At 25.8% G+C, this 21,273-nt stretch carries 19 protein-coding genes, 1 pseudogene and 1 other annotated feature; of the genes and pseudogenes, 4 read left to right on the top strand and 16 right to left on the bottom strand.

Annotated features, from left to right (window positions below; all coding sequences use genetic code 11):
- Positions 1-9 precede the first annotated feature (9 nt).
- From GSH19_RS06255 to GSH19_RS06220, 8 genes and pseudogenes are all read right to left on the bottom strand, one after another.
- Positions 10-1,128, bottom strand: a complete 1,119-nt coding sequence (locus GSH19_RS06255; RefSeq protein WP_237027235.1) for a PLP-dependent transferase — start codon at positions 1,126-1,128, stop codon at positions 10-12.
- Between the two features lie 14 nt (positions 1,129-1,142).
- Positions 1,143-2,336, bottom strand: coding sequence for a homoserine dehydrogenase (locus tag GSH19_RS06250; RefSeq protein ID WP_237027234.1), 1,194 nt, complete (start codon positions 2,334-2,336; stop codon positions 1,143-1,145).
- Between the two features lie 10 nt (positions 2,337-2,346).
- The gene (locus GSH19_RS06245; RefSeq protein WP_237027233.1) at positions 2,347-3,189 is read right to left on the bottom strand and encodes a homoserine O-succinyltransferase; all 843 of its coding nucleotides are present in this window, start codon (positions 3,187-3,189) and stop codon (positions 2,347-2,349) included.
- A gap of 16 nt (positions 3,190-3,205) precedes the next feature.
- Positions 3,206-4,093, bottom strand: coding sequence for a methylenetetrahydrofolate reductase [NAD(P)H] (gene metF, locus GSH19_RS06240; protein ID WP_237027232.1), 888 nt, complete (start codon positions 4,091-4,093; stop codon positions 3,206-3,208).
- Positions 4,083-6,348 (bottom strand): annotated as a pseudogene (gene metE / locus GSH19_RS06235) (5-methyltetrahydropteroyltriglutamate--homocysteine S-methyltransferase). Before metE ends, metF begins: the two are co-directional and overlap by 11 nt.
- Before the next feature lie 72 nt (positions 6,349-6,420).
- Positions 6,421-6,680, bottom strand: a binding site (T-box leader).
- Between the two features lie 55 nt (positions 6,681-6,735).
- Positions 6,736-7,569 carry a methylenetetrahydrofolate reductase gene (locus tag GSH19_RS06230; protein WP_237027231.1) on the bottom strand — a complete coding sequence of 278 codons (834 nt, stop codon included), beginning with the start codon at positions 7,567-7,569 and terminating at the stop codon, positions 6,736-6,738.
- Positions 7,570-7,624: 55 nt separating this feature from the next.
- A complete protein-coding gene (locus GSH19_RS06225) occupies positions 7,625-8,152 on the bottom strand; it encodes a GNAT family N-acetyltransferase (RefSeq protein WP_237027230.1) in 528 nt (175 codons plus the stop codon).
- On the bottom strand, positions 8,130-8,585 hold the full coding sequence (locus tag GSH19_RS06220; RefSeq protein WP_237027229.1) for a MarR family winged helix-turn-helix transcriptional regulator: 456 nt from the start codon (positions 8,583-8,585) through the stop codon (positions 8,130-8,132). Before GSH19_RS06220 ends, GSH19_RS06225 begins: the two co-directional genes overlap by 23 nt.
- A 67-nt stretch (positions 8,586-8,652) precedes the next feature.
- On the opposite strand from GSH19_RS06220, the gene GSH19_RS06215 reads away from it, so the two are divergent.
- Both GSH19_RS06215 and GSH19_RS06210 read left to right on the top strand, forming a co-directional pair.
- Entirely contained in the window at positions 8,653-9,753 is a 1,101-nt protein-coding gene (locus GSH19_RS06215; protein ID WP_237027228.1) for an SLC13 family permease, read from the top strand.
- Between the two features lie 67 nt (positions 9,754-9,820).
- Positions 9,821-10,123: a hypothetical protein gene (locus GSH19_RS06210; RefSeq protein WP_237027227.1), complete on the top strand. Its 303-nt coding sequence runs from the start codon at positions 9,821-9,823 to the stop codon at positions 10,121-10,123.
- Between the two features lie 5 nt (positions 10,124-10,128).
- On the opposite strand, the gene argH is transcribed toward GSH19_RS06210, so the two are convergent.
- From argH to GSH19_RS06195, 3 genes are all read right to left on the bottom strand, one after another.
- Entirely contained in the window at positions 10,129-11,499 is a 1,371-nt protein-coding gene (gene argH / locus GSH19_RS06205) for an argininosuccinate lyase (protein ID WP_237027226.1), read from the bottom strand.
- Positions 11,486-12,769 carry an argininosuccinate synthase gene (locus GSH19_RS06200; protein WP_237027225.1) on the bottom strand — a complete coding sequence of 428 codons (1,284 nt, stop codon included), beginning with the start codon at positions 12,767-12,769 and terminating at the stop codon, positions 11,486-11,488. Before GSH19_RS06200 ends, argH begins: the two co-directional genes overlap by 14 nt.
- 394 nt (positions 12,770-13,163) lie before the next feature.
- Positions 13,164-13,715 (bottom strand): isochorismatase family cysteine hydrolase, encoded by a 552-nt coding sequence (locus tag GSH19_RS06195; RefSeq protein WP_237027344.1) that lies wholly within the window; start codon positions 13,713-13,715, stop codon positions 13,164-13,166.
- An 85-nt stretch (positions 13,716-13,800) separates the two neighbouring features.
- On the opposite strand from GSH19_RS06195, the gene GSH19_RS06190 reads away from it, so the two are divergent.
- Both GSH19_RS06190 and GSH19_RS06185 read left to right on the top strand, forming a co-directional pair.
- Entirely contained in the window at positions 13,801-14,349 is a 549-nt protein-coding gene (locus GSH19_RS06190) for an NADPH-dependent FMN reductase (protein WP_237027224.1), read from the top strand.
- 35 nt (positions 14,350-14,384) lie between these two features.
- Positions 14,385-16,727: a Xaa-Pro dipeptidyl-peptidase gene (locus GSH19_RS06185; RefSeq protein WP_237027223.1), complete on the top strand. Its 2,343-nt coding sequence runs from the start codon at positions 14,385-14,387 to the stop codon at positions 16,725-16,727.
- Between the two features lie 29 nt (positions 16,728-16,756).
- Here the strand turns inward: GSH19_RS06185 and GSH19_RS06180 are convergent, their stop codons facing one another.
- The 5 genes from GSH19_RS06180 to GSH19_RS06160 all read right to left on the bottom strand — a co-directional run bounded on the left by GSH19_RS06180 (position 16,757) and on the right by GSH19_RS06160 (position 21,231).
- Entirely contained in the window at positions 16,757-17,698 is a 942-nt protein-coding gene (locus GSH19_RS06180) for a DUF4097 family beta strand repeat-containing protein (protein ID WP_237027222.1), read from the bottom strand.
- Between the two features lie 17 nt (positions 17,699-17,715).
- Positions 17,716-18,537 carry an HAD-IIB family hydrolase gene (locus tag GSH19_RS06175; protein WP_237027221.1) on the bottom strand — a complete coding sequence of 274 codons (822 nt, stop codon included), beginning with the start codon at positions 18,535-18,537 and terminating at the stop codon, positions 17,716-17,718.
- A gap of 54 nt (positions 18,538-18,591) precedes the next feature.
- Positions 18,592-19,635 carry a lactonase family protein gene (locus GSH19_RS06170; protein ID WP_237027220.1) on the bottom strand — a complete coding sequence of 348 codons (1,044 nt, stop codon included), beginning with the start codon at positions 19,633-19,635 and terminating at the stop codon, positions 18,592-18,594.
- 111 nt (positions 19,636-19,746) lie between these two features.
- The gene (locus GSH19_RS06165) at positions 19,747-20,898 is read right to left on the bottom strand and encodes an N-acetylmuramoyl-L-alanine amidase family protein (RefSeq protein WP_237027219.1); all 1,152 of its coding nucleotides are present in this window, start codon (positions 20,896-20,898) and stop codon (positions 19,747-19,749) included.
- Between the two features lie 24 nt (positions 20,899-20,922).
- Positions 20,923-21,231, bottom strand: a complete 309-nt coding sequence (locus GSH19_RS06160; RefSeq protein WP_237027218.1) for a hypothetical protein — start codon at positions 21,229-21,231, stop codon at positions 20,923-20,925.
- Between the last annotated feature and the right edge of the window lie 42 nt (positions 21,232-21,273).

The following is a 21,273-nucleotide window of genomic DNA, read 5'->3' as shown; positions in this document are numbered from 1 at the left end:
TCTCCTAGTTCATAATAATTTAGATTCACTTAGTGCTTGATTAAAATCATGAATCAAATCTTTCTCATTTTCAACCCCACATGAAATTCTAATTAAGTTATTAGTTATTCCTGTCTTAATTTTTTCTTCATCACTCAAATTTGCATGTGTTTGAATTGCTGGAACAGTAATTAAACTCTCTGTACCACCTAAGCTTTCAGCAAATGAAAATACTGACAAGCTCCTCAAAAATTTGTCAACATTAATTTCTTGCGTAAAATAAGCACTAATCATTCCACCTTTGCCAGGATATAATACATTACTAATATATTTTTGTTGACGTAAATTGTCTACTAATTTTTGTGCATTGTTTTGTTGCTTTTCTAATCTTAAAGGTAAAGTTTTCAAACTTCTGATTAATAACCATGAATCAAATGGTGCTAAATTAGAGCCAATTGTAACTAAATTATAATTTAATACTTCAGCTATTTTTTCATTTTTACAAACTACAACTCCTGAAAGTAAATCATTGTGTCCAGATAAATATTTAGTAGCACTATGTACAACAATATCTGCACCTAAATTTAATGGTTTTTGAATCAATGGTGTATAGAATGTATTATCTACGATTAATTGAGCTTCATTATGATGAACAATCTGTGCCGTTTTTTGAATATCAATTTCTTTCATTAATGGATTAGATGGTGTCTCAATCCATACTGCCTTAGGATTATACTCATTAATCATCGTCTCTAATTTTTCATAGTTTTTACCATCCCATTTACTAAATTTCAAATGATAATTACTTTTTAACAAATCAAAGAAACGATACGATCCTCCATATAAATCATCTGAAATAATTATATGATCATTCATTTTAAATTGGGTAAAGACAAGTTGAATTGCTGCCATTCCAGAAGTTACAGCAAATGCATGACTTCCGTTTTCCATAATTGCCAACACTTTTTCTAACTCTTTTCGTGTTGGTTCATTCATTCTAGAATAATCATATCCAGTTGATTCACCCAATCCTTGATGTCTGAAGGCTGTTGAAAAATATAACGGCATTGAAATTGCTCCAGTTTCTTGATCAACTCGATTACCAGCTTGAGCTAAAATTGTATCAATCCTTCTATCATTGGAACACATTTTAACCATCTCCTTTATTCAATTGGATATACTTTTAAATTTTTAATTTTTATTTTATTTAGATCTATCTCTTTAGTTATAATTGCCTTGTAACCTTCTATAAGAAATTCATCTTCTATAATATTAGAAGTTATTTCAATAGAATAATCATCCCGTGTCTTTGAAATAATTAGATATCTTCTCAGCAAATTTAATTTATTGACTTCTAAATAATTACTACTATTTTGCTTATTTAAATAATTATTTTTTTGCTTTAAAAATGATATTAAATCACTAAAAACACTCTGAGCAGTTGCATCCATTCCTGCTCCAGGCCCGGAAAAATTATAATGATCATTTTTTTGATTAGTTAAACTAATAGCATTAATTACTCCATTTATATTAAAAAAATAAGTATCCTTTTGTATTGCTCTTGGACTAACTTCAAACAATAATTGATTTCTTATTTTACTAATTGAACCAATTAATTTAATTTTTAAACCTAACTTTTCTGCAATTTTCAAATCAATTAATCTAACTTCATCGATACCTTTTATTTCAATTTGTTCATTTATAACAAAATCAAATGAAAGTAAACTTAATATTCTTAATTTAGACTCAATATCTAATCCCAAAACATCTCTTTTAGGATTTGTTTCAGCATAACCCAGCATTTGAGCTTCAATTAATGCTTCATTATAACTTTGATTATCATCAATCATTTTTGTCAAAATAAAATTTGAAGTGCCGTTAAGAATACCAGAAATTTCCTTTATTTCATCATATTTAAAGTTATTTATTATAGTTTTAATGATTGGAATTCCACCTGCAACACTTGCTTCAAAAAAAATATTAACTTTATTTTCACCTGCAATATTTTGTAATTCATAAAGCTTATCACCTAAAACTTCTTTATTTGCAGTTATTACATTTTTGCTATTTTTTAAGGAATTCTTTATTGCATCATAAGCTTCATCAAAACCACCCATTAATTCAATAATTAAATCAATTTTTGAATTATTAATTATCTCTTTATAATTATTAGTTAATTTAATATTTTTAAGTAATTCATTATTTTGATATTTTTCTAAATGTTTAACTGCTATATCCGTAATTTTAATTGAAATTAAGAATTCATTCTCAATCTTTTGTAAATTAGCTTTTAATTTTTTAAAAAAACCTTCTCCAACCGTTCCAAATCCTAACAGCCCAATTTTTATTTCTTTCATTTAAATCACACTATCTTTCAATTAAACTAACCCAATTACTAAATAATTTAATACTATTTTTTGACCATGTATTTAATATTTTCCCATTATTATCATAATAATTAGTTGGCATAATAGTTTTATTATTTATTAACATATCTCTTTTATATTCAATATCTAATCGCTTTGTATCATATTCTGGATGTCCCATTATATAAATTTGATTAAATATTTTTGATTGTACAATTAAAGGACTATCTCTTTGATCCTTCATTAAAACTTTTAAACTGCTTTTATTTTCACCATCATTAATAAAAATTGAACTTGAATTTCTAGATTGAGGCATCGATATTTCATCAATATTACTCATTAATTCATTATTCTTATCAAAAACCAAACCCTTAGAAATTTCAAAAATTTTATTATCTAAATTTTCTTTTCTTACTTGATAATCTTGAAATAAAGCTGCTTGAGCGGACCAACATTCATTAATTGTTTTAATTTCTGAATCTTTTGCCCAATTTCTTACTTCTATCAACTCTTTCCAATAATCTACCTTATCAAAATCCAATTTTTCAACTGGCGCTCCAGTAATAATCATTCCATTAAATTCTTTATTCTTTATTTGTTCAAAACAAAAATAATTCTGCTGTAATAAATATTGATTAATATTTTTACACTTGTGTGATTTTAAATACAAAAAACTAATTTCAATATTTTCATTAACTTTATTAAAAAGGTCAATAAACTGTTTTTCGGTTTCCTTTTTATTCGGCATCAAATTTAAAATTAAAATTTTAAGAGGATTAATCATAAATTGATTAATCCATTTTGATTCTTTTTTATAAAGTCCATTTTGTAAATTAACAACCATGACAACCTCCTAAAATTTATTTAACTTTTTGCACTTGATTTGCCTTAAAAGCATATTTTGTTGCATCCCAGATACGTCTTGCAACATCAGGATTATTCATTGTATATAAATGTATTCCATCAACTCCATGAGCTAACAAATCAATAATTTGATCTACTGCGTATGCAATTCCTGCTTCTTTTAATGCTTCTTTATTATTTTCATATTTTTTTAACATATTTTGAAACTTCTCTGGAACTGGAACACCTGAGACTTCAGCTATTTTTTCAATTTGCTTTTTATTAATACATGGCATAATACCTGCTTCTAAAGGTACATTTATTCCTGATAATTTTAATTTCTCTTGAAAATCATAAAAATGTTGATTATCAAAAAATAATTGACTAATTAAATGGTTACTTCCTGCATTAATTTTTAATTTTAAATTGTTAATATCTTCAACAAATCCAGTAGATTCTTGATGACATTCAGGATAACAAGCACTTGAAATATCAAAATCAGGATATCTTTTATGCACATATCTAATTAATTCATTAGCGTGAAAAAAATCTCCTTTTGGTTCTAAAGAGTCCATTCGATCTCCTCTTAAAGCAAGAATACTTTTAACATTAATTCTATTTAAATTTTGAATAATACTATCAACTTCATTACGACTTTTATATAATCCTGGGACATGTGCAATTGCTGGAATATTTAAATGATTTTGAATAATATCTGCCACGGCAATTGTTTTTTCGTCTTTTCTAACTCCACCTGAACCTAAAGTCACAGAAATAAAATCAGGTTTTAAATCTTTCAATCCTTCTAAAGTTTTAATAATTGAATTAATTGAGTTAGTTTTAGATGGTGGGAATACTTCCAAAGAAAAAACAGTTTTTTCTTTGAATAAATCGTTAATTTCCATGCAATTCACTCCTAACTTTTTTGGTAGCATCAACGATATTTCTCAAACTTTCAAATGATTCTTCCTCTGATCTAGTTTTTAATCCACAATCTGGATTAATCCAAATTTTACCTGTTGGTAATTTACTTACTAATTTTTCAATTAATTGTTCAATTTCTTTTTCAGTTGGAATTCTTGGAGAATGAATATCATATACTCCAGGTCCAACCTCAGTTTCAAATTTATCTTCAATCAATTGATTAATTAAGGTAAAATCAGCTCTTGATGCTTCAAATGAAATCACATCAGCATCTAAATCATCGATTGCATTTAAAATATCACCAAATTCGCTATAACACATATGTGTATGAATTTGAGTATCTGGTTGGACTTTACTATGCACTAATCTAAATGCTGGAATTGCCCAATCAAGATATTTACTAAACCAATCAGTTTTTCTTAAAGGTAGATTTTCTCTTAAGGCTGGTTCATCAATTTGAATAATTTTAATTCCATTTGCTTCAAGATCTAATACTTCATCTTGAAGTGCTAAAGAAATTTGTGAAACGGTTTCTTCTCTTTTAATATCTTCTCTTGGAAATGACCAATTAAAAATTGTGACAGGTCCAGTTAACATTCCTTTAACTAACTTTTTAGTTAAATTATTGGCATAGACAGAACTATCTAAAGTAATTGGTTCATTACGGCTAACATCTCCCCAGATTAGTGGAGGTTTAACGCCTCTTGTTCCATAAGATTGTACCCATCCATTTTGCGTAAAGATAAATCCATCTAATTTTTCACCAAAATACTCAACCATGTCATTTCTTTCGTACTCACCATGAACTAAAACATCTAAATCTAATTCTTCTTGTATTTTTATAATTCTTTCAATTTTTTTCTTGTTAAAATTATCATACTCATCTTGAGTAATTTGATTATTTTTAAATTTACGACGATTAACTCTTACATCATTAGTTTGTGGAAAAGATCCAATTGTTGTAGTTGGCAATAGTGGTAATTTAAATTTGTCTTTTTGGATAGCCTCACGCTCACTTCTAACTGGTAATCTTGTGTAATCTTTTCCACTTAAATTACTGATTCGATCTCGTACATTATCATTTTCAGGATGTTTAATTTCTTTAAATAATTTTTGATTATTTTTTAAAGATGACTGATTATTATGATTAAAAATTTGATCTAAATCATTTAATTCATCCAATTTCTCAATAGCAAAAGATAAGTGTTGTTTTACATCAGCATCTAATACATTTTCATTTCTTGAAGAATATGGAACATGAAGTAATGAACATGATGTATTAAAAATAATATCAATATTTTCTGGAAGTGATTTTAAATTGTTAATAGTTTTTTCATAGTTATTTATCCAAATATTTTTTCCATTAATAACTCCGGCATATAATTCTTTATCTTCGGGAAACCAATATTTTTTAATTAATTCATAATTATATTGTCCTTCATTAAAATCTAAACCAACCCCAGCAAACGGTTTTTTGATAACGTCTTGATAAATATCTCTAATATCACCAAAATAAGTTTGTAAAATTATATTTTTATGATTATTTAATAAATCATCATAAATTTGATTAAAAATTGATTTATCTGATTCAGTTAAATCAAATGATAATGCAGGTTCATCTATTTGAATTCTTGTTACATTCTTATCTTTAATTTCACTCAATAAGTTTTTATATGCACTAACTAGATCATTAATGAATTCTTCTGGTTTAGCACCATCAATAAATCTAGATAGTTTTAATAAAGTATAAGGACCAATTAAAACAGCCTTAGAATTAATTCCTAGTTCATTTGCTTCATCGATTTCTTTAATTATTTTTTTACCGGTTATTTCAATTTTTGTTTCTTTACTGAATTCAGGAACAATATAATGATAATTTGTATTGAACCATTTTTTCATTGGTAATGCTCTCACTGTTTGATTGTCATCTTGATAACCTCTTGCTTGAGCAAAATATTCATCTAATTTAGATAAGTTTAAATCTTTATAACGTTTGGGAATTATGTTTAAAGCGTTTGAATGAAATATCAAGTAAATTATCAAATAAAGAAAAATCTCCAACTGGAATTAAATCAATTCCTCTTGTCTTTTGTTGTGTCCAATGTTTTACCTTAATTTCATGTGCTTTTTCAATAAGTTCACTTTCTGTGATTTTATTTTTCCAATAATTTTCGATAGCAAATTTTAACTCCCTATTTTCACCGATTCTTGGAAATCCAATAATTGTTTTTGTCATAATAACTCTCCTTAAATTTATTAATTTATTAAAAATGGATAAAAAAAAGCCCCTAGATAAACATAAAGTTTATCTAGGGGCGTAAAGTAAAAGTAGGTACGCGGTACCACCCTAATTTGATTGACTATTATCCATCAATCCTTATTAAGTACACAATGCTAGCTATACTCAAACAGGATAACGGTTGTTAGTCGCAAACAGCTTATTTATAAAAACTCACTGTTTAAGATTGCTCCAAGACCATTTTCATGAATTGTTTGTATACCACATCTCAACAACAGCGGCTTTCTGTAATACTTGCAATTTATTACTCATCTCTTCATCACAATTTTCAATAAATATGTTGAGATGAATATTATTCCTTTTAAATATTTTTGTCAATAGTTTTTAAAAATATTTTTTTATTCCATTCCAAATCTCATTTAAAACTTTATCATTATTCATTGTATAAAGATGAATATTTTTGAATCCATTTTCAATTAAATTAATTATTTGATTAATCGCATAATTAATTCCAATTTCTTTAATTTTTTCAGGATTATTTTTAGCTTTTTCTAATTCAATTCTTAAATTTTTAGGTAAAGAAACTTGATTAAAAGATAACATATTATCTAATTGTTGATAACTAATAATTGGCATAATACCAACAATTATAGGTATATCAATATCATTTTCTTTTAACTTATTAGTAAAATAAAAAAGTTGATTATTATCAAATAAAAATTGAGTTATTAACTCATTTACACCTTGATTAATTTTATTTTTTAAATGATTAATATCTTCATTTAAACTACTTGATTCAGGATGTTTTTCTGGATAACAAGCAGCAATAATTTCGAATGTATAATTAATTTTTTTCGTATATGAAATTAATTCATCAGCATAATTAAAATCACCTAAATTTATTTGATTATCTTTTATATCACCACGCAATAATAAAATTTTAGAAACATTAATTTCATTTAACTGCTGTAAAATATTTTTTACAGTACCTCTTTTTAAATATCTCCCAATAATATGAGTACAAACTTTAAAATTATAATCATTTTGTAATTCATCACAAAAATCAATTAATTCGTTAATATTATTTGATCCATCAAATCCTCTAGCAATTGAAATAAATTCTGGATTTATTTCTTGAATTTTATTAAAAAGAATTTGATTAGAAAAATTAATATCTGGCATAATTTCTAATGATAATTTTGGCTTATGGTTTAACATTTAAATAACCTCATTAATTTAATTATTTTAGTATTACAAATAATATCATAATAGTTTATAATTCTTTAGTCATAATTAGATCAGTTTGTTGATCATCACCAACTGTAAAAAAATGAGAACTTGTTTCTACAAAATCAAAGTGTTGATAAAATTTTAAAGCTGGATAATTTTTCTCCCAGACACCTAACCAAATTTTAGTTTTTCCTAATTGATTAGCTTTATCAAAAGATTTTTCTAAAAATTTTCTACCTAATCCTCGCCCCTTAAATTCTGGTAAAACATAGATTCTTTCAACCTCTAAAGTATTATTCCCCATTGCTTCAGATTGTGCTTCATTCACATTTAATTTTAAATATCCTGCAATTTCGTCATTTAATAAACCGAAATAAAAAAAGCTATCTTTGTTATTAAGCTCTGATTGTAATTTTTCAGTCGAATAAGCATTAGTTAAAAAATCATCTAAATCTTCTTTAGTATTTTGACTACCATAAGTATCCGTAAAAGTGATAATGCTCATTTCTTGTAATGCTTTCAAATCATCATTTGTCATTGCTTTAAAGCTAATATTTTCTTTCTTTTCCATTTTTAACATTCTCCCATTCTTGATCTGTATTATTTTCTACTTTTTGTAATAATTGATTAAATGTTTTAATTTCATCATCATTTAATCCTGAAAGCATCTTTTGGTTTGAATATTCATGTTCTGAAATAATTCGATTAAAAACTACTCTCCCATTTTCTGTTAAAAATAATTTTTTCTCTTTTCGATTATCATCAGCATCAACTCTTGTAATGAATTTCATTTCAATTAATCTTTTAATATTTCTGGATACCGTCGTTTTATCAACCTTAATTAATTTAGATAACTCGTTGCTAATAATTCCAGGCTTTTCACCTATTCTAACTAAATATACATATTGATTATTATTTAAACCAAATTGTTTAAATTCAACATTACTAATATATTCTAAACTTCGATAAATACTTCCGATTTGTCTTATTGATTTATATGTCATTGTAATCCTCCACTTATTTATATTAATAAAAAATAGTTGCATATGCAACTAAAAGAAGGACTTTTTTATGAAATTATTTAAATATTTATATAACGATAAAATTTTACTGTTTACTCTTATTATCACTTGTTTAACTTTATTTTTTGGAACTCCGGCCATTTCATCAATTGATTGGCATACCATTATTTCATTAACATCTTTATTAATTTGCGTAGAACTACTTAGTGAAACTCAAATACTTAATAATTTAAGCATTAGAATATCAAATCATGCTTCCAACACGAAAATCTTAAGTTTATTATTAATTACACTTTCATTCTTTGGATCAATGATTTTAACAAATGATGTTTCTATTTTAGTTATCATTCCAATTGCAATTAAAATATTTAATCAAATAGGTATTAAATATTATTTCCCCGTTACTCTAATTATAATTGCAGCAAATCTTGGAAGTTCAATTACTCCTTTTGGTAACCCTCAAAATATATTTTTAATTTCAAAATACAATTTAACTATTCAAAATTTTTTAAAAATATCGATTCCAATTGGAATAATTAGCTTTATTTTAATAATTATTTCAATTACTACAATTAAGCAAAATAAATTTAAACCCATAGAAAAAAATATCTACCAAATCAAATATTCAAAAATATTTTTAAGTTTAATTACTTTATTAATTGTATTACTAGGCATTTTTAAAATTATTCCTATTTTATTTAGTTTATTATTTACAATTTTAATTAGCTCAACTATTAATTACAAAATATTCAAAAAAATTGATTATCGGCTAATCGTTACTTTTATCTTATTTTTTATTGCCATCAGTAATTTAACTAATAGTAATTTAATTTCACATTTATTAGAGAATTTAATTACATCTAATCAAGCATTAAAAACTACTGGGTTGTTATTATGTCAGGTCATCAGTAATGTTCCAACTACTATTTTGCTTTCAAATTTTACTAACAATTATGAATTACTATACCAATCAGTTACAATCGGTGGCCTTGGAACTCTGATAGCATCGTTAGCTAATTTATTAGCTCTTAAACAAATCATTATTTATGACAAAAATAAACATATTATTAAATTTATAATTTACTTTTCTTTTATTAATCTTATTTTCATAATTTCAATGATTATCATCATAAAGATTCTAAATATTTAAATCATAATTTTGGTAAATAAATTTATTTAAATATATAATGTAATTATTATGAATTGGAGGTTTTATTATGAGTTTTGAAGAACAAAAAGATAAATTTTTAAATAAAGCAAAAGATTTGAAAGATAATTTTTCTAAAGAAGAGTTTACTGATAAAGCAAAAGAAGATTTTGGTAAAGCTAAAGAAAATACTAAAAATTTTACTGATAAAACAATTGATAACACTAAGGAATTTGGTGGAAAAGCAAAAGATTTTATTAGTGACTTTGCTGGAAAAACTAAAGATAAAACTAAAGACATTACCGATAAAACAATTGATAATGCTAAAGATTTTACAGATAAGGCTAGAAAAAGCATAAATAAAAAGAAGTAGCGATGCTACTTCTTTTTATTTTGAATTTGTTTTTTAACTTGCTCAAATCCCGTTCCACCATATGAATTACGTCTTGACACAGCTGCCTCAGATTTTAAAATATCATAAACATCTTCTGTAATTAAATCTGATTTATTTTTTAAATAATCAATTGGTAAATTTTGTAAAGATACATTTTTTTGAATACATTCATAAACTAAATTACCAACTAATTGATGTGCATCCCTAAATGGCATTCCTTTACCAGCAAGATAATCAGCCAATTCAGTAGCGTTTGAAAAATCTTTTAAAGTTGATTGATACATTCTAGTTTTATTAACCTTCATTGTACTTATCATTTCAGTAAATAATTTTAAAGATGATTCAACTGTCTTAACTGTATCAAAGACTCCTTCTTTATCTTCTTGCAAATCTTTGTTATAAGCTAGTGGAAGTCCTTTCATCACAACCAATAACATATTTAAATCACCATAAGTACGACCTGTTTTTCCTCTAATCAATTCAACTAAATCTGGATTTTTTTTCTGAGGCATAATTGAACTTCCCGTTGTATAAGTATCACTCAATTCAATAAATTGAAATTCATAACTCATCCAAAGACTAAGTTCTTCACAGAATCTCGATAAATGCATCATCAAGATTGAAGCATTACTCAAAAATTCTAAGGCAAAATCACGATCAGAAACGGCATCAATTGAATTATTATACACTTTAGAAAAACCTAATTCTTTAGCCGTCAAAAAAAGATCAATTGGAAAAGTTGTCCCTGCCATTGCCCCAGCTCCTAAAGGAGAAATATCAGTATGCTTTAAATTAAATGTAAATCTCTCTTGATCTCGATTAAACATTTCATAATAAGCTAATAAATGATGACCAAATGAAATTGGTTGTGCATGTTGTAAATGTGTATATCCTGGCATAATTGTTTCAATATTATCGTTAGCTAATTTTAATAAGACATCTTTTAAGTTATCTAATAATTTATCCACATTCAATAATTTGCTTTTTAAATATAAATGAAAATTGGTTGCTACTTGATCATTTCTAGAACGAGCAGTATGTAATTTACCTGCTACTTTACCGATTTTATCAGTTAAAATCTTTTCAATATTCATATGAATATCTTCATTGGCTAAATCAAATTGTAATGATCCATTTTGATAATCCGCTTGAATAGATAATAATCCATCTCTAATCAATTCATAATCTTTTGGACTAACTATCTTTTTTTCTCCTAACATTTTGGCGTGAGCTAATGAACCTTGAATATCTTCATTGAACATTAAATAATCAAATTGAATTGAAGAAGCAAATTCATCCATTTCATGACTACTTTGTCCTTTAAAACGTCCACCCCATAATTTATTGTTTGCCATAAAATTCACCCTTTTCACTTTCTACTTTAACCTTAGATGGTTGTTGATTTAATGATTTTAAAAAGTTCTTTTCTTTTATTTTTTGTTCAACTTGTTTTGATACTTGAGATGGTAATCCCCAAATTTTAATGAATCCTTTGGATGCTTCTTGATCAAATGAATCAGAACTGGTATAAGTAGCTAAGTTTTCATCATAAAGAGAATTATCTGATTTACGACCTAGTACCCAAATATTACCCTTATATAATTTTAATTTGATAACTCCATTTACATATTGTTGGCTATCATCAATAAATGACTTCAATGATTTCATTAATGGTGAAAACCATAACCCGTTATAAATTAATTCACTAAATTTATTTTCAATTGATGTTTTAAAGTGACCTAGATCTTTTTCTAAAGTTAAATTTTCTAATTCTTCATGAGCTTTTAATAAAATCATTGCACCTGGTGCTTCATATACTTCTCTTGATTTTATTCCAACTAAACGATTTTCAATATGATCAATTCTGCCAATTCCATGTTGTCCTCCAAGTATATTTAATTGTTCAATAATATTTTTAAAAGAATCACTATTATCATTTAATTTAATTGGAATTCCATTTTTAAATTCAATTTCAACAATATCTGCATTATATTTTGCATCTTCAATTGATTTAGTGTTAGCAAATGCATCTTCTGGGGCTTCATTCCAAGGATCCTCTAATACCCCACACTCATTTGCACGACCCCAGATATTTTCATCAATTGAATATGGGGAATCTAAATTAATTGGAATTTCAATTTGATGATCTTTAGCAAATTTAATTTCTTCCTCTCTAGACCAATGCCAATCTCTAACAGGACTTAATACATTAATCATTGGGTCAAGGGAGTTAATTGCTACTTCAAAACGAACTTGATCATTTCCTTTCCCAGTACAACCATGAGCTATGTATTGAGCATTATTTTGATGTGCGATTTCAACTAATTTTTTACTAATTAATGGACGTGATAATGCTGAAATTAATGGATATGAATTTTCATATGTTGCATTTGCTTTTAATGTATATGATAAGAAATCATTTGCAAATTCATCTAAAGTATCTAATGAATATGCTTTGATTGCACCTGTTTTAATCGCTTTATCTTTAATTTCAGTTAAATTTTTACCTTCACCAACATTAATACAACAAGCAATCACGTCATAACCTTTATCTTTTAACCAAGCAATTGCAACTGATGTATCTAATCCTCCAGAATATGCTAAAACAACTTTATTTTCATTCATAATTTTTCCTCCAAATAATTTAAATAAAAAAGCCTAAGTTAATCCTGTCTTCATAAAGAACAGTATCAACTTAGACTTTTAGTAATAAAAATTCACCTTGAGTGTAAACAAAATTATTAATTACTTATTTATATTCATAACTAATAATTAAAGTTTACCAAGGTAAATCTGTCTAATTAATAGCTATGAATAATCAATTTTTCGTGATCATTCAATCGATATTATTGAATACAGTTAATGAACACAGCCCTGGTAGTTAATGTAAATCCACGTCGGCTTTGTCGTAATAACTCATTATTAATAAAATAATTAATATTCAATAACATTTTAAATGACCTCCTTTTTTATATTATCTAAAACAATACATTTTTAATTAAAATTAGTCAATCTTTTTTTAATTAATTTTTGCATTCAAAGTAGTTTTAAAATGATTTTTAGCAAAAATTTCATTTTCTTTACTAAACCCTGACATAGCATCTTCATAAAACTCTAATTGATAATTTAAATTATATGCATCAATTGCAGTATGTAATAAACAAATATCAGTTGCTACTCCAGTTAAACATAATTCTTTAATATTTCTTTCTCGCAATAAAATATCTAAATTAGTACCTGCAAATGAACTATATCTAGTTTTATCAATCATAATAACTAATTTATTATCTTTATTTTCTTGATACCAATTTTTTAATTCACCAAAAAAATCTCTTCCCCATGTTTTTTTTTGATTATGAATCGGAAATAAACCATGTTCTGGATGTAAATTATCTTCTTGATTATGAATATCTGTTGGTAAAAATACATAATCTCCATTTTTTAAATATTGATTTGCTAAAGATAAAATTTTATCTTCACATTGTTGAGCTGGCTTACCTAATGTTAATGAGCCATTTTCATCGACAAAATCATTTGTATAATCAATAATTAATAATCCTTTTTTATCTATGCTCATATTACCTCACCTTTTATCTAATTTTAGTAGTATTATATACAACAAGAAATAAAATAACTAGTCATAAGGAGTAAATAAATTGAATAAACCTAAAGTAGGAATCATAATCGGAAGTGTTAGAAAAAATAGAATCGGATTCGATATTGCAGATTGGATTAAAAGTAATTTAGATTCTTCTTTATTTGAAACAGAATTAATTGATTTAAGATATATTAATTTACCAAATTTAGATGAACCTGAAATACCTGCTAAAGGCAATTATCAAAATAAATCAACGATCAAATGGTCAAATAAAATCAACGATTATAAAGCCATTATAGTTTTAACTCCTCAATATAATTGGGGAATTCCTGCCTCTCTAAAAAATGCAATAGATTTTGTATATTCCGAATGGAAAAATAAACCACTTTCAGTTATCAGCTATGGATATCATGGTGGTACACAAGCAAGAATAAGCTTAGACTTATCTTTAATTGCACTAAAAGTAAATAAATTAGCTGTTAATTTTGGCATGGATATTTCTGATGATATGTTTGAAAACTATAAATTCATTAATATAGACAAAAGCTTGGATAAATACAAATTTTCTATACATTTATTAAAAGAAGAGCTTGAAAATTTAATCTAAAATAATTAAAAATTGAGATTGGAGAAATCGACAATATGAAAATAAATCAATTCGCTCAAGTCCCAACCAATATTTCTAATATAAAAGAAGAATTAAAAAGTATAAATTTTTACTCTGATGAAACTGAAATAAATCAATTATTTATTGATTTAATGAGAAAAGAAAAATTCTCATTCTCCGACACTAATGTTTTTTGGTATGAAATGGATAAAATAATTGCAGATGAAAAAAATACATTAAAGTCTTTTTTAATTAATAACCACAAATTAAATCTTAATGTTTTTTATGTAATTGCCCTTCAACTTTTAGATTTCCAAATAGATGTTGATTTTGAAATTGACAAACCAATTGAAAGTATGCATAAATTAGGTCTAAAAACGATTAATCAATTAAATAATTCACAAGATTTATTAAAAGCTTGGTACCTATTATTAAACACACATAATAAATATGGTCTTAACTTAATTGATGAATTAGCTTCTAACGGATATTACGAAAAACAAGAATTAACTAATCAATTAATCTTTTTCAATGGGAAAGCACAAGCAACTTTTACTACTAAAGATTTTTATTATGAAACTGTTTTCGTTGAAACTGATTTAGATTCTGATATGGATGGAAAAAATGATCTAATTAAGGTTGAAATAACTCGTCCTAAATCTAATCTTAAGATTCCTGCTATTTATACTGCAAGTCCCTATGATCAAGGAGTTAATGAAAAATTAGGTGAAAATTTAACTCATGATGTTAAAAAATCATTAATTGAAAAACCAATTGGAAAAGAAATCATTAATGAACAAGAAAATATTATTAATAATACTAAAAATAAAATTCCTTCATCAATTAGTGAAAATGCAACTTTAACTCATAGTATTAAGCCTAAATATTCATTAAATGATTATTTATTAGTTAGAGGATATGCTAGTGTGTATGCAGCAGGAATTGGAACTATTGATTCAGATGGATTTCAAACATGTGGAGATGAACAACAAACTGCAAGTACAATCGCTGTAATTGAATGGCTTCATGGTGATCGAATTGCTTTCACTGATCGAATCAATCATATTCAAACTAAAGCCAACTGGTGTAACGGAAATGTCGCAATGACTGGTAGATCTTACTTAGGTACTTTAGCAATCGCAGCAGCAACAACTGGAGTTGACGGATTAAAAACTATTGTACCTGAAGCCGCTATTTCATCTTGGTATGATTATTATCGAGAAAATGGATTAGTTATTGCACCTGAAACCTTTCCAGGAGAAGACGCAGATGTATTAGCCGGTGAAACATTTAGTAGAAGTTTAGTCCCTGGTGACAATTTAAAAATAAGATCGAAATTTGATAAATATTTAAATCAAATGAAAAAACAACAAGATCGTGAAACAGGTAACTACAATCAATTTTGGGATAAAAGGAATTACCTAAACAATGTTAATAAAATAAAAGCTGATTTATTGATTGTTCATGGACTCAATGATTGGAATGTTAAGCCTAAAAATCCAGGTAATCTTTGGCAGATGATTAAAAATATGAATATTAATAAAAAAATTATTCTACATCAAGGAAAGCATATAAATATTAATACATTTCCTTCTTTTGACTATTCAGATATTATTAATCTTTGGTTTTCAAACAAACTATATGACAAAGAAAACAATGTTGATAATATTTTACCAACTGTAATTTGGCAAGATAATACTTTATCAAATACATGGCATAAATTAAACGATTGGAATAAAAATAACTATGAAACATACTCATTAAATACAACGTATGATTCATTTAAAAATAAAATTAGCAATGAATTATTTGATAAATATTCAGTAAATTATAAAAATTGGCAACATGATTTTTATGATTTAAATAATCAAAATTTAACTCACAATCGTATTATTTCAACAATTGAATTAAAAGAAGATAAAATTATTAATGGTGATATAAAAGTTAATTTAAGAATAAAAAGTTCAAAAAATATTGGAATGCTAAGTATCGCACTTTTGGATAATGGAGATGCTAATCGATTAAAAGAATTCCCTACTCCTATTGCACCAAATGGATATAAATTAGGCTACAAATGGTATAACGATACATTAAGAGAATTTGAAATTAATTCTAAAATAACTAGCAACAAACTAATTACAAAAGCACACATTAACTTACAAAATCGAACTGCTCCTAATATTTCAGAAGAAATTATCCCTAACGAATACTATGATGTTAAAGTTAAATTAAATCCAACTATTTATAAGATACCAGCTAACCGTAGTTTATCTTTAATCATCTATTCTGTTGACTATGAAATGACGATAAACAACAATGACGATATCAAATATACAATTGATTTAAATAATTCTACTATTAAAATTCCATTTGAATAAAAAGAACCGAAATATAATTTCGGTTCTTTTTATAGCAAATTAACGATTCCAGATTTAATGTAAGCTTTAACGCTATATTCAGGATTGCTCCCAATTGTACCTTGTGTAATTCGATCATCTTTTCTTTTATATTCAGCAATTTCAGGAGTTGAAATACTCCCATTTTGACAAGAGATATCAAAATTAAAATCATAATTTGGATCAAAATCAAAATGAATACTTCCAGTTTCCACATTTCCAATTATATTTCCATTCACTTCATTGAAGCTAACTTTCATAGAACTATTTTGTCCATTAAAGTATCCATGTCCGGAAATTCCATTTGCTCTAATTCTTCCAGACTTTTGCTCAATTTGATATAAATCACTAAAAATTCTATTTAATTTAATGCTTCCTTTTTTTGTTTTAATTCGTAAAGCCCGATTTGTAATACTATTTTGAACATTAACAGCACCATTTTTAGAAATTACTGACATTGCATTAATATTACAACTATCAACTCTAACTGTTGCATTTTTAGTCTCAAGCATAACGATTCCTACATTTTTAATCGAATCAAAATAAACCTGTCCTTCATTTAAACGTACTCTAAAATCTCCATAATATTTAATTGGAACAAATATATCAACATTCAGTTTACTACTAAACCATAACTTTTTAGGTATCAAGCCTTGTTTTAATTTTAAAGTACCACCTGAAAGATTAGATTTTGAAATATATTCAACATTATTTTTAATATAATACTCTTTAATAGCAACTTTATCTTGATCATTCATATTTAAGTGAAAAGAAATATTAGCATTATCATAATCAATATCAATTCTTTCCAAATCTTCAACACTATAATTAATTTCATTAATTAAATTTTTTTCAGTTCTATAATTACCATTATCTGATTTATCATCATGAAATTCAGAAGATGCTTCTTCAAAAATTTTATATATTTTTTGATTTTCTTGATCTATTTCCATTAAATCATCACCTACTATTATCCCAAAATATCTTCAATTGTTTCTAAAACTCCAGATTCATTATTATCATATTTAGTAACATAATTAGAAACCTTTTTAACTTCATCAATTCCATTTTTCATAGCATAGCTATTCTTAGTCATTTCTAACATACCTAAATCATTTTCATTATCACCAAAGACAACCAATTCATCACTATTAATATTATAAAAATCTAATAAGCATTCAATTCCGTATTTTTTATCATTTTTTTCATTACCAATCAATTCAGTATTAAATCCAGAGTTTAGACTACTTAATTTTTCTGGTAACATTTCCCGCATTGCTTGAATTTTTACATTATTATTAATACTTTGATTAAAAGTTACTCCAATTTTAATAATTTTATCATCAATTTTTACTTGATTAATATCATAAATATTATTAACTTTTACAATATTATTATAATAACTTGTTAATAAATTAAAAGATTTGTCATCAATTGATTGATCAACATAATTATTTTTAATTCCAGATATGATAATTCCTCTAATATCATTAGAAAAATTATTTTTAATTAATTGAAGTGTTTTTTCTAAATCACTTTGTTTAATATCATCAACATTTAAAATTTGATTATTTTGATAAATTACTGCTCCATTTTGAGTAACAAAATCTAAATATTTTGAATTTTCACCAAATAGTTCAGATAACTTACTAAAACCACCACCTGAAGCAACAACAAATTTTATATTTTGTTGCTTAATTTTTTCCATTAATGAATTGAATCTTGATTTATCAAAAGAATTATTAGAATCTAAAAAGGTTTTATTCATATCAGTAGCAATCATCTTTATCATTATCTAACTCCCCTAATAAAAAATTGATATCAACTGATATCAATTTACATTAATTTACTTTCTAATTTCTACACATGTTCCTTCAGGAACTTTAAAATCTTTTTGTAATAATGATAATTTACCGCTTGTTTCATTTCTAGAAAATAAACTTACATTATCAGTATTTTGATTTGCAACAATTAAATATTTTTCATTTGAATTAAAATGAAAATCTCTTGGAAATTCTCCTTCAGTACTAATTCTTTGAATTAAAGTAAGTTTTCCATCTTTATCAGCTTTAAAAACTGCAATTGAATTATTTCCACGATTTGAAACATAAATATAATTTTCATCATTAGAAATTCTGATAGCTGCGCTTCCATTATGTTCATTCCAATCTTCTGGAATAGTTGAAATGATTTGTTTAGTGGTTAATTCACCGGATTCTTCGTTATAATCTAGCACTTCAACCTCAGAACTTAATTCTCCAACTAAATATGCAATTCCTTTTGATGGAACAAAATTAATATGTCTTGGACCAAATCCTGGGTGAGTTGTATATTCACTAACCAAAGTTAATTTACCAGATTCATCTAAATCATATAAGTATAATTTATCCAATCCCAAATCCGCAACAGCTAAACGACCATCATATGTTATATCAGCATAATGTGGATGAGCACCATTTTGTTGTTCTTCTTTTGGTCCGACTTTTCCATCATCATGAACACGATCAACTTCAGTTAATTTTCCATCAGATTCAATCTTATAAACGATTACATCAGCTGTATGATAATTAGCTGTGTATAATAGATTTCTTTTTTCATCAACTGAGACATATGCAGCTGCGCTACCTTCTTCAAGATCTAATTGAATTTTATTAAATGGTTCTTTTTTACCATCAGCGACGAGTATTCCACCCATTGTTTTTTCACTGCTTGTATCTTTATCTACAGCATAAACAATTTTATTTTTTGATTCAGCAACATACGTTGGACTACCAGCTTCTAATACTAATTCACTATTTTGCAATTTTTCAGTCGTTGTATCTAATTCAATTTGATATACACCTTGAGATGTTTTTTTTGTATATGTCCCAATTAAGAATTTTTCAATCATTATAAGCTCCTCCAATGTTTTGATACTTTAATTATAACAAATTAAAATAAAACCTGTTACAACGATTACTAATTTATAAAAAAAGCTTTTAATTTTTTAATTAAAAGCTTTTTATAAATAATCATTAACATTAATTTCATCAATATCTAACGCTTTAGAATAGACCCAATATTTTTTACTATCATTTGGAAATGTTACACGATACCAAACTGACTTAGTTGATTTTTTTACTCCAATTTTATCAATCTTAACTTCGGTTCCTTCATTTACATTAACTGAATTCCAATTAAATTTTTTTGTATTATAACCAGAATTTGGAACATGATTATATAAACCATATTTATTATAAATTGATGATAATTTTGAGGTATTATTTTCTGGATCACTATAAACTACCGAACTCTTAGCTTTATTTTTTTGACTTTGAGAACTTACATTACTTTGATTAGTTTGAAGTCCATCACCATTTTGGTTGTAATAATATTTAACTAATTCAAAGAAATTATTCATATTATATGATTGACCAAAAAATTTTCTTCCATAACTTGAATAATAACCTACAGGATCAGTATGATTTGTACCACCTAGATATTTCGATACTGCAGCATGAGACATAACAGTCCCATGTCCTTTACTTCCATTTGTACAAGGTAAATTATACTGTCTTAGAATACTTGCAGTATAACTAGCAGCATTATTTACTTCTTTAGCAAATGCCTTTTTACTATGAACTCTTACTTGTTCAAATTGAACATATTTTTGGTTAGCAAAATAACCAGCTCCCCATGCTAAATAATTTGTATCAGCAATATTAATCACATTATTTGCATCAACAAATGAATGAACGAAAGCTAAATTATAATTACGTTTCATAAATGCAATTTCATTGTAAATTGTAGAATTATTATTAGCGGTTTCGTGAATCACAACTCCTTTAGGTTTTCCACCAGCATAATTAGCTTTAGGGAAACCTTTCCAAATTGCTTTAGTCACACTTGCTGCTTTTAATTCATTTTTTAAAATATAGTTATTAACTGCAGATTTGGAATAATTATTAGACATTTGATTTTCTTTTTGGTTAACGTTCTCAGAATCAAAACTCTCAGAAGATGATTCACTAGAAGATTTTTCTTGATTACCTTCTTGATCAGATCGAACATTTGATTCACTAGTAGTATAATCTTCTGCTTGTACAAAATTATTTACTGATAACAAACCAAAAGTAATCACTGTATATTTTAATAACCTTTTTACAATATTCATAAACTTAAATAAATACCTCCATAATTAACTAATTTTATTTTCTTTTAAAATTAACTGAACTTCTTTTTCCATGTCTGAATTTTTAGTCCATTCTTCAAATTCAGTTAAATCTTCACTAGGCATTTCAAAATTTTCATTAATATAATTTTCATAGTTAATAACATGAGTCGAACGTGGAATATTTAATTGTAATATTCTAACCTTTTTAATTAATCCCTTTTCAACAGCTAATTCGGCACGACCATTTTGTTTAATATTACTAATTTCAATATACTTACTATCATCTAATCGAGTAATTTCTTCAATTAGAGTTAAAGTTTCATTACTTTTCAAAAATCAACATGCCTTTCTTTGCATTTACAAATTCTATCATTA

Source organism: Lactobacillus sp. S2-2 (genome assembly GCF_021698855.1).
Classification (GTDB): Bacteria; Bacillota; Bacilli; order Lactobacillales; family Lactobacillaceae; genus Fructilactobacillus.
This window is presented reverse-complemented; position numbering and strand designations above follow the sequence as displayed.